Source organism: Streptomyces sp. NPDC002888 (assembly GCF_042888465.1).
In the GTDB taxonomy this organism is placed as follows: domain Bacteria; phylum Actinomycetota; class Actinomycetes; order Streptomycetales; family Streptomycetaceae; genus Streptomyces.
Genome location: NZ_JBIAPU010000007.1, coordinates 357373 through 367190, shown reverse-complemented (window position 1 = coordinate 367190; position 9818 = coordinate 357373). Strand labels below are relative to the sequence as shown.

Genomic DNA, 9818 nt, shown 5'->3' with positions numbered 1-9818 from the left:
CCGGGGGGTGGTGGGGGGCCTCGGGCCCCCCCCCCCCCCGCCCCCTCCCCCCCCCCCCCCCCCCCCCCCCCCCCCCCCCCCCCCCCCCCCCCCCCCCCCCCCCCCCCCCCCACTCCACTTTTGCGGTCTCTGAGCGCCAGGTAAGGTTAGGTTAGCCTTATTGATCTCGGCGGGAGGTGGATCCGCGTGTACGTCTGCAGCTGCTTCGGAGTGACCGAAGCGCAGGTCCAGAAGCACGTGGACGGCGGCGCCTGCACGCCCCGCCAGATCGCGTCCGCCTGCAAGGCCGGGACGGACTGCGGCTCCTGCGTCCGCCGTATCCAGGCGATCCTCGGCCGAGGCGCGTGCCCGCGCCGTGAGCCGGCCGACCAGGGCAAGCCGATGCTCGCGGGGATCTCCGGTCTGGAACCGGGTCTGGAAGAGGCCGCCTAGCTCTTCGCCCGGCCCTCCTCCGCCTAGCTCTCGGGCTGCTCGATGAGCTGGGCGATGTACAGCGCCTCGCCGAGCTTCTCCAGCAGTTCCAGCTGGGTGTCGAGGTAGTCGATGTGGTGCTCCTCGTCCGCGAGGATCGACTCGAAGATGTTCGCCGACGTGATGTCGCCCTTCTCGCGCATCACCTTGATCCCCCGCCTGAGCCGGTCGATCGCCTCGACCTCGACCTGCCGGTCGGCCTCGAACATCTCCCGGACCGTCTGCCCGACGCGCACATGGAACAGCCGCTGGTAGTTCGGCAGCCCCTCGAGGAACAGAATCCGGTCGGTGAGCACCTCGGCGTGCTTCATCTCGTCGAACGACTCGTGCCGCGTGTACTTCGCGAGCTTCGTCCAGCCGAAGTTCTCCTGCATCTTCGCGTGCAGGAAGTACTGGTTGATCGCGGTGAGCTCGGCGGTGAGCTGCTCGTTGAGGAATTCGATGACCTCGGGGTCGCCCTGCATCGCATGGGCTCCTTCCACGTGGGAAACAGCTGGGGGAGGCTTAGGGCCGCATGATTCCACCGGCAAAGAAGATCGTCCAGTAAGTGCGTACTTAGTAAGTAAGTCCTGGCTTAGTAGCTGTTGCCCGTTTCCGGACATGCCCGGTCATGTGCACTCCCCGGGGTCTGTCAGGATGGAGTCATGGGTCATCCGGCGGAGCGCGAATCTGGAGAAGCGGCACGGTCCGAGCTTCCGCCGGGGCAGCGACTGCAGCGGGGCTGGCCGGTCACGCACTACGGGCCGGTGCCCAAGTTCCGGCCCGAGCGCTGGGAGTTCAGGGTCTTCGGCGCCACCGCGGACGGCGAGAAGCACTGCTGGAACCACGAGGACTTCACGGCCCTGCCGTACACCACCGTCGTGGCCGATCTGCACTGCGTCACGAAGTTCAGCATGCTCGGCGCCGAGTGGGGCGGCATCCCGGCCCACATGATCCTGGAGGCCGCCCCGCCCGCCCCCGATGTCACCCATGTGATGGTGTGGGCGGAATACGGGTTCAGCTCCAACCTGCGCCTGGCTGACTTCGCCTCCGAGCGCACGATCTTCGCCACCCACAAGGACGGCGAACTGCTCACCGCCGAGCACGGCTTCCCGCTCCGCCTGGTCGTCCCCCATCTCTACGCCTGGAAGGGCCCCAAGTGGGTCCGCGGCGTCGAGTACATGACCGCCGACCGCCGGGGCTTCTGGGAGGAGCGCGGCTACCACAACATAGGCGACCCCTGGACGGAACAGCGGTACTCCTACCAGGAGGGGCCCGGGGACGGCCCGGAGCTCTGAGACGGTCTCCGGGCCGGTCCCTGAGTCAGTGGTGGTATTGGTGCACCACCGCGTGGCCCTTGCCGCGGCCGATCATCCACTTGTTGACCGGGGTGGTGGCCACGAAGGCGATGGCCAGGGAGATGGTCAGCGTCACCCAGAACAGCACGGTGCCGAGGCCGGCGTCCATCGCGCCCGGCCACAGCACGAGCACACCGTTGTCGATCAGCTCCATCACGGCGATCGAGAGCGTGTCCGCGGCCAGCGCCACCCGGATGGCGGCCCGGAGGCCGACACCCGCCTTCAGGACGCCGCGCAGCGTCAGGGAGTAGCCGAAGAAGAACGCCAGGATGACCGCCAGCACGGTCGTCGGCAGGTTGGCCCAGCCCAGCGCGGTGCCGATCACCATGCCGAGCACCTCGCCGATGGCACACCCGGTGAGGCAGTGAAGGGTGGCCTGGACGGCCATCGCCCAGGTGGCGACGGCCTGCGCCTCGTGCTGATGAGCGTGTGCCGCGTGCGTCTCGTGTTCCATGCGCGCCCCCAATGTCAGGTGTAGCTCCTGCGTCGGGCACCGACAAGATACCCCCGGGGGGTATTCCTGTAACGCGCTATCCGTCCCTGAGTTTCTTCAGCCGCTCGACATCCGCCGCGTGCCCCTCCTTGCCGCCGGGCGTCTCGATGATCAGCGGTACGCCCGCGGTGGCCGGGTGGGTCATCAGCGCCCGGAACGGGTCCTCGCCGATGTGCCCGGCGCCTATGTTCTCGTGCCGGTCCTTGTGGGCGCCGACCACGTCCTTGGAGTCGTTGGCGTGGATCAGTTTCAGCCGTCCCTCGCCGACGGTCTCCACCAGCAGGTCGAGCGTCTGGTGCATGCCGCTCGGCCCGGTCAGGTCGTGACCGGCCGCGAAGATGTGACACGTGTCCAGGCAGACACCCAGCTTCGGGTGCGCGTCCAGCGCCTCGAAGTACGGCCCGAAGTCCCAGGTCCGTGAGCAGAGCGAGGAACCCTGCCCGGCGGTGGACTCGAGCAGCAGGAACGGATCGTCGTCGTGGGAGAGCTCGTCGAGCAGCGGCAGCAGGTACTCCCTGACCTGCTTCAGCGCCACGGACCGCTCCCGGCCCCCGGTCGCACTCCCGGTGTGCACGACCACGCCGAGCGCGCCGATCTCCCGCCCGCGGCGCAGCGAGTGCCGCAGCGACTCCACGGACTTCTCCACGGTCGCCTCGGTGTGCGAGCCGAAGTTGATCAGGTACGGCGCGTGCACGTACGCCGGGATCGACTCGGCCGCGCAGGTCGCACGGAACGCCTCGTCCTGCCGGGGATCACCGGAGGGCGTGGCCCAGCCGCGCGGGTTGGCGACGAAGACCTGCACGGTCTCGGCCTTGAGGTCGTGGGCGTACGTCAGCCCCACCGAGTGCAGTCCGCCGGCCACGGGGACATGACCGCCGACGGGGTTGCGGGTGGGGCTGTGCTGCTGTTGTGTCACCCGTTCAGGGTGTCATGCCGCACGGCCCCGCCCGTCCACCGCGGACGTGAGCGCCCTCACCGGATGGTGATCGTGATCGTCGACCCCTTGGGTGCGGTGTCGCCGCCGTCCACGGACTGCTTCTTGACGGTGTCGCCGAACAGCCCGAGCAGCCCGCGGTCCTCCTTGACCTGGAAACCGGCGGACTCCAGCTGCTGCTTGGCGTCGTCGACGCTGTCACCGACCACGTCCGGGACCTCGATCATCTCCGGGCCCTTGGACAGCGTCAGCGTCACCGTGTCGCCCTCGGCGACCCGGCTGTCGGCCTCGGGTGACAGTGCGGCGACCTGGCCCTTGTCGAACTCGTCCGAGGTGACCTCCTCGGAGGCGACCTTCACCTTCAGGCCGGCTTCCTGCAGCTCGGCCCTGGCGTCCTCCAGGGACTCGCCGGTGACGTCCGGGACGTCGACCGGGGCGCCCTTGCTGACGACGATCGCGATCGCCGAGCCCGCCCGCCGCTCGGTGCCTTCGGCGGGGTTCGTGCGGATCACCAGGCCCTTGCCGATGTCCTCGCTGAACGCCTCGGTGACCATGCCGGGCTCCAGGCCGTCCGACTTCAGCAGGGCCTTGGCCTTGGCCAGGCGGGCGCCCTTCACGTCGGGCACGTTGACCGTCTCGGGGCCGTCGGAGAGGGTGAACGCCACGGAGTCGTTGTCGCGGATGCGGGTGCCGGGCGCAGGGTCGGTGCTGATGATCGTGCCGCGCTTGACGGTGTCGCTGTAGGCGTGGCTGACCTTGCCGACCTCGAGCCCGGACTCCTCCAGCCGGTCCCGGGCCTGCGCCTCGGTCTTCGTCAGCAGCGCCGGGACCTTGGTGAACTGGCCGGAGTTGATGTACCAGACGCCCGCGCCGACGCCGAGGACCAGCAGCAGGGCGGCGACGATCGAGATCACACCGCGCCGCGGCAGGCGCCGCCCGGGAGGCGGCGGAGGAGGAGGCGGCATCTCCAGACGGCTGGTGCGGTGCACCTCCGGCCCGGCGTCCTCGTTGACGGGGTTGACGGGCAGCAGCCGCGGCACCGTCAGCGAGCGCGGGATCACACTCGTACGGTCGTCCGCGTTGTCGTGCTCCGCGGTGACCGCCTGCGGCGGCAGCGCGTCGAGCTGGTCCGCGCTGAGCGCCTCGCGGGCCTGCCGGGTCTGCGCGAGCAGCGCCACGGCGTCGTACGGGCGCACGTCGGGATTGCGGGCGGTCGCCGAGGCGACCAGCTCGTCCAGCTCGTACGGCAGCCCCGGCACCGTCGCCGACGGCGGCGGGACGTCCTCGTGGAGGTGCTTGTAGAGCACCACGGCGGCCGAGTCCGCGTCGTGCGGCTTCTCGCCGGTCAGCATCTCGTAGAAGACGACACCGCACGCGTACACATCGACGCGGGGATCGGCGGAGCCCTGGTTCTCGATCTGCTCGGGCGCGAGGTACGACACGGTGCCGAGCACGGCGCCGGTGGTGGTGGTGACGGTGTCCACGGACCGCACGAGCCCGAAATCGGCCACCTTGACCCGGCCGTCGTCCCCGATCAGCACGTTCTCGGGCTTCATGTCCCGGTGCACGAACCCGGCGCGGTGCGCGGCGCCGAGCGCGGCCAGCACCGGCTCCAGGATGTCCAGCGCGGCACGCGGCTGCAGCGCCCCGCGCTCGCGCAGCACGTCACGCAGGGTGCAGCCGGCGACGTACTCCATGGCGAGATAGACGTACGACCCGTCGGCGCCCTGGTCGAAGACCTGCACGACGTTGGGGTGGGCGAGCCGGGCCACCGACTTCGCCTCCCGGATGAACCGCTCGACGAAGGTGCCGTCGGCCGCGAGCGCCGGGTGCATCACCTTCAGCGCGAGGACGCGGTCGAGGCGGGTGTCCAGGGCCCGGTAGACCGTGGCCATCCCACCGACGGCGATCCGCGCGTCGACGCGATAACGGCCGTCGAGCACCTGCCCGACGAGAGGGTCCTGAAGGGTCGTATCCACGCAGGCGAGTGTACGAGCCACAACTGACACCCCTGCGGCTACATCCGTATCGCGCCACGACTGCAGCCGACCTGTGACGCTTCACACGTTACGGCTTCACACGTCACAGAGGAGACGGCGGAGGGGGCGGCTCAGAAAGCGGGCCGTTCGGGATCCAGCACGGCCAACCCCTCCGCAGGAGACGACGCCTGCGCGAAGTGGCGGCGGGGAATCCGCCCCGCCAACCGGGCCAACCTCCCCGCCTCCACCCCGTGCTTCATCGCCGCCGCCATCAGTTCGGGCTCCTGCGCCCGCGTCACCGCCGACGCCAGCATCACCCCCGCACACCCCAGCTCCATCGCCAGCGCCGCATCCGACGCCGTACCGGCCCCCGCGTCCAGGATCACCGGCACACGCGCGTGCTCCACGATCAGCTGGAAGTTGTGCGGGTTGCGGATGCCGAGCCCGGAGCCGATCGGCGAGCCGAGCGGCATGATCGCCGCACAGCCCACGTCCTCCAGCTTCCGCGCCAGCACCGGGTCGTCGTTCGTGTACGGCAGCACCGTGAACCCGTCGTCGACCAACGTCTCCGCCGCGTCCAGCAACTCGATCGGATCCGGCAGCAGCGTCCGCTCGTCGGCGATGACCTCCAGCTTCACGAGATCGGTGCCCAGCGCCTCCCGCGCCAACCGCGCCGTCAGCACGGCCTCACCCGCGGTGAAGCACCCCGCCGTGTTCGGCAGCACCCGGATCCCGAGCTTCTCCAGCACCGACAGCACCGAACCGTGCACCGACGGGTTCACCCGCCGCATCGCGACCGTCGTCAGCTCGGTCCCGGACGCGACCAGCGACCGCTCCAGCACCTCCAGGCTGGGCGCGCCCCCCGTACCCATGATCAGCCGGGACGTGAAGGACGTGCCACCGAGGACAAAGGGATCGTCGGCCATGGTTCAGCCTCCTTGGACTGCGGTGAGGACTTCGACGCGGTCTCCCTCGGAGAGGGGTGTGGCGGACCACTGCGCGCGCGGGACGACGGTTTCGTTGAGCGCCGCGGCCACCCCGGAGGGCGCGGCGGTGAGGGACTTCACCAGCGTGTCGAGGGCCGTACCCGGTGCGACCTCGCGACGCTCGCCGTTGACCGAGATGGTGACCGGGATGTTCATACGGGCTGCTCCGTGAGTGCGGCGGTGCCGAAGCGGCGGGCGGTGAAGGGGCGGGCCTCGTCGGGGAGTTCACCGGTGGCCAGGGCATGCGCCAGGGCGTCGCCGGTGACCGGCGTGAGCAGCACGCCGTTGCGGTAGTGCCCGGTGGCCAGCAGCAGCCCCGCCAGCTCGGTCGGACCGAGCAGCGGCGCGTTGTCGGGCGAGCCGGGACGCAACCCCGCGCGGGTCTCCGTCAGCGGCAGCTCGGTGATGCCCGGCACCAGCTCGTGGGCGTCGCGCAGCAGCTCGTACACCCCGCCCGCGGTCACCGTCGTGTCCCAGCCGAGCTCCTCGCTGGTCGCGCCGACGACCAGCTCGCCGTTCTCACGCGGCACCAGGTAGACCTGGCTGCCGCGGACCACCGCGCGCACGGTCCGGCTCAGGAACGGCGCGTACCGCTTCGGCACGGTCAGCCGCAGCACCTGCCCCTTCACGGGCCGTACGGGCGGCAGGACGTCGTCCGGGACGCCCGCGAGCCGTCCGCTGAGGCTGCCGGCCGCGAGCACCACCTGCCCCGCGCCCAGCGCGACGCCGTCGCGCGTGACGACACCGGCCGCCCGCTCCCGTAGGACGGTGAGCCGGTCGACCCAGGTGCGGTGGAAGACCACGCCCGCCCGCTCGCACGCGGACACCAGCGCCCCGGCGAGCCGCCGCGGGTCGATCTGGTGGTCGCCGTCCACCCGCAGCCCGCCGCGCACCCCCGGCGCGAGCATCGGCTCCAGGCGCCGGCAGTCCCGCCCGGACAGCCACTCCGACTCCAGCCCCGACTGCCGTTGCAGGGCGTGCAGTTCGCGCAGGTGGGCGCGGTCGTCGGCGTCCAGCGCGACGGCGAGGGTGCCGTTGCGGCGGTAGCCGAGTTCGTGCCCGGTGAGTTCCGTGAGCTCGGCCGCGAAGTCGGGGTAGCGGCGGGCCGACTCCAGGTTCAGGCCGAGCAGGGTCTGCTCGCCGTAGTGCAGTTCCGTGACCGCGGCGAGCATCCCGGCCGCCACCTGCGCGGCCCCACCGCCAGGCTCGGGGTCCACCACGGCCGTGGCGAACCCCCGCTGAGCGGCCCGCCACGCGGTGACCAGACCGATGATTCCGCCCCCGACGACCAGGACGTCTGAGGTGTCGGACGTACGCGACATGGGCGTCCAGCCCCTCCCTTCGCCGGCATGACCCGGATCAGGTTCGTACGGTCGGAGGCCGCCAGCCTCCCTCTCAGCCCGGTGCGCCGGGCTCCCGCGTGTGCTTTACGGTGGCCACCCTAGCCCTCGGAGCAGCGCACTTGTAGGGAGCCTCACGCCATGTCCCGCTCACTGGACGGCCTCGTCCTCGCCCCCGTCGCCGACCAGGCCCCAGGTCAGGTGGGCACGAGCACCCGGTTCACGTACCACGAGAAGGACGGGGAGATCTGGGCCGAGTACGCGGGCGGCGACGTGGTGCGCGGGCATCTGGTGGGTACGCGTGAGGGCGACCGGCTGGACTTCCGGTACGTGCAGCTGAAGCACGACGGGACGACGTCGTCGGGGCACTGCGAGTCGACCGTCGTGGAACTGCCCGACGGCCGGGTGCGCCTGGAGGAGACCTGGGCGTGGGAGTCGCAGCCCGGCCGGGGCACGAGTGTGGTGGAACAGGTCACGGAACTCGACCGCTGACCGACAGCTGACTGACGGATGGTCAGTTGTCTATGGTGATCAGGTGAGCGAGCAGACACAGGAGCGGGGCACGTCGGGGGAACGGCGCGTGGTCGTCGTCGGCGCGGGCATGGCCGGGGTGCAGGCCGCGGTCGCCCTGCGGGAGCAGGGCTTCACCGGCACGGTGACGCTGATCGGCGCGGAGCCCCACCAGCCGTACGACCGGCCGCCGCTGTCCAAGGCCGTCCTGCTCGGCAAGTCCGAGGGCTCCGCCTTCGACATCGACTTCGAGGGGCTCGGCATCGAGCTCCACCTGGGGCGTGAGGTGCTCGGCGTACGCCCGGGCGACCACGAACTGGACACCGCCACCGGGCCGGTGCCCTACGACGTACTGGTCCTCGCGAGCGGTGCCGAACCGATCCGGCTGCCGGGCGCGGAGGGCGTGCCCGGCGTGCACCTGCTGCGCACCCTCGACGACGCCGAGCGACTGCGGCCCGTCCTCGCGCGGCAGCGCGACATCGTGGTCGTCGGCGCCGGCTGGATCGGGGCGGAGTTCGCCACCGCCGCGCGCGAGGCCGGCTGCGCGGTGACCGTCGTCGAGGCCGCGGACCGGCCGCTCGCGGGCGCGCTGCCCGCGGAGGTCGCCGCCCCGATGGCCGCCTGGTACGGCGACAGCGGCACGGTGCTGCGGACGCACGCGCGCGTGGCGCACGTCGAGCCCGGCGCGGTGGTGCTCGACGACGGCACCAGGCTGGCCGCGGGCGCCGTCGTCGTCGGCATCGGCGCCCGGCCCGCCACGGCCTGGCTGGCCGGCTCCGGCATCGAGACCGGCGCACACGGCGAGGTCGTGGCCGACGAGCGGCTGCGCGCCTCCGCGGCGGACGTGTACGCGGTCGGCGACTGCGCCTCCTTCCCCTCGGCGCGCTACGGACAGCGACTGCTGGTCCACCACTGGGACAACGCCCTCCAGGGTCCGCGCACGGTCGCCGCGAACATCATCGGCGGCCCCTCCGGCGAGCCCCCGGTGGTCTACGACCCGGTCCCGTACTTCTGGTCCGAGCAGTTCGGCCGCTTCGTCCAGTACGCCGGTCACCACCCGGCCGCCGACACCACCCTGTGGCGCGGCGACCCCTCCGGCCCGGCCTGGACGGTCTGCTGGCTCCGGGAGAACCGCCTGGTCGCCCTTTTGGCGGTGGGCCGCCCGAGGGACCTGGCCCAGGGGAGGCGGCTGATCGAGTCGGGCACCCCGATGAACCCGGAGCTCCTGACGGACCCGGCACGCCCGCTGAAGGCCGCGACGGCGTGACGAGGAGGCTCGTCCCGCACCCGGTATCCCCCCGGAGGGACGTGCCCGGCTACCCACTGTCAGTCCGGGATGGCAGTCTTGATGACGTGACCGAGATTGACGCAAAGATCGATGCTCTCGTCCCCGCCTGGCTCACCCTGCCCGACATCGCCGAAAGGTTCGACGTCGAGGTGACGCGCGTGCGGCAGCTGGTCAAGGACGGCCAGTTCATCGCCGTACGCCGTGGCGAGAACCGCGCACTGCACGTCCCCGCCGCCTTCATCGACGGGGACAAGGTCGTCAAGGGCCTGTCCGGCACCTTGACGCTCCTGCGGGACGACGGCTTCACGGACGAAGAGATGCTGGAGTGGCTCTTCACCCCCGACCCGACCCTGCCCGGCACCCCCGCGCAGGCTTTGAGCGAGAATCGCGGTACGGAGGTGAAGCGCCGCGCCCAGGCGCTCGCCGTCTGACCCGCTGATTCGAACAACCACCCGGCGTACGGGCCCGCGGGCCCGTACG

General features: G+C 71.3%; 12 protein-coding genes and 1 riboswitch. Of the genes, 5 read left to right on the top strand and 7 right to left on the bottom strand.

Annotated features, from left to right (window positions below; translation table 11 throughout):
* Nucleotides 1–186: 186 nt before the first annotated feature.
* Nucleotides 187–432: a bacterioferritin-associated ferredoxin gene (locus ACFYWX_RS14905; RefSeq protein ID WP_389424404.1), complete on the top strand. Its 246-nt coding sequence runs from the start codon at nt 187–189 to the stop codon at nt 430–432.
* A gap of 23 nt (nt 433–455) precedes the next feature.
* On the opposite strand, the gene bfr is transcribed toward ACFYWX_RS14905, so the two are convergent.
* Nucleotides 456–935, bottom strand: a complete 480-nt coding sequence (gene bfr, locus ACFYWX_RS14900) for a bacterioferritin (protein WP_389424403.1) — start codon at nt 933–935, stop codon at nt 456–458.
* 180 nt (nt 936–1115) lie between these two features.
* On the opposite strand from bfr, the gene ACFYWX_RS14895 reads away from it, so the two are divergent.
* The gene (locus tag ACFYWX_RS14895) at nt 1116–1748 is read left to right on the top strand and encodes a sulfite oxidase-like oxidoreductase (RefSeq protein ID WP_389424402.1); all 633 of its coding nucleotides are present in this window, start codon (nt 1116–1118) and stop codon (nt 1746–1748) included.
* A gap of 25 nt (nt 1749–1773) precedes the next feature.
* Here ACFYWX_RS14895 and ACFYWX_RS14890 read toward each other — a convergent pair whose 3' ends face one another.
* From ACFYWX_RS14890 to thiO, 6 genes are all read right to left on the bottom strand, one after another.
* Nucleotides 1774–2262 carry a DUF4396 domain-containing protein gene (locus tag ACFYWX_RS14890; protein WP_389424401.1) on the bottom strand — a complete coding sequence of 163 codons (489 nt, stop codon included), beginning with the start codon at nt 2260–2262 and terminating at the stop codon, nt 1774–1776.
* A 76-nt stretch (nt 2263–2338) separates the two neighbouring features.
* A complete protein-coding gene (locus tag ACFYWX_RS14885) occupies nt 2339–3217 on the bottom strand; it encodes a deoxyribonuclease IV (protein WP_389424400.1) in 879 nt (292 codons plus the stop codon).
* 56 nt (nt 3218–3273) lie between these two features.
* Nucleotides 3274–5214, bottom strand: a complete 1941-nt coding sequence (gene pknB, locus ACFYWX_RS14880; protein WP_389424399.1) for a Stk1 family PASTA domain-containing Ser/Thr kinase — start codon at nt 5212–5214, stop codon at nt 3274–3276.
* Between the two features lie 131 nt (nt 5215–5345).
* Nucleotides 5346–6140, bottom strand: a complete 795-nt coding sequence (locus tag ACFYWX_RS14875; protein ID WP_389424398.1) for a thiazole synthase — start codon at nt 6138–6140, stop codon at nt 5346–5348.
* 3 nt (nt 6141–6143) lie between these two features.
* On the bottom strand, nt 6144–6356 hold the full coding sequence (gene thiS / locus ACFYWX_RS14870; protein WP_389424397.1) for a sulfur carrier protein ThiS: 213 nt from the start codon (nt 6354–6356) through the stop codon (nt 6144–6146).
* Nucleotides 6353–7522, bottom strand: a complete 1170-nt coding sequence (gene thiO / locus ACFYWX_RS14865; protein ID WP_389424396.1) for a glycine oxidase ThiO — start codon at nt 7520–7522, stop codon at nt 6353–6355. Before thiO ends, thiS begins: the two co-directional genes overlap by 4 nt.
* A riboswitch (TPP riboswitch) is annotated at nt 7520–7630 on the bottom strand. (Overlaps the previous gene by 3 nt.)
* A 51-nt stretch (nt 7631–7681) precedes the next feature.
* On the opposite strand from thiO, the gene ACFYWX_RS14860 reads away from it, so the two are divergent.
* From ACFYWX_RS14860 to ACFYWX_RS14850, 3 genes are all read left to right on the top strand, one after another.
* Nucleotides 7682–8032, top strand: a complete 351-nt coding sequence (locus ACFYWX_RS14860) for a hypothetical protein (protein WP_389424395.1) — start codon at nt 7682–7684, stop codon at nt 8030–8032.
* 43 nt (nt 8033–8075) lie between these two features.
* Nucleotides 8076–9317: an NAD(P)/FAD-dependent oxidoreductase gene (locus tag ACFYWX_RS14855; protein ID WP_389424394.1), complete on the top strand. Its 1242-nt coding sequence runs from the start codon at nt 8076–8078 to the stop codon at nt 9315–9317.
* Between the two features lie 86 nt (nt 9318–9403).
* Nucleotides 9404–9769 (top strand): Rv2175c family DNA-binding protein, encoded by a 366-nt coding sequence (locus tag ACFYWX_RS14850; protein WP_389424393.1) that lies wholly within the window; start codon nt 9404–9406, stop codon nt 9767–9769.
* Nucleotides 9770–9818 lie beyond the last annotated feature (49 nt).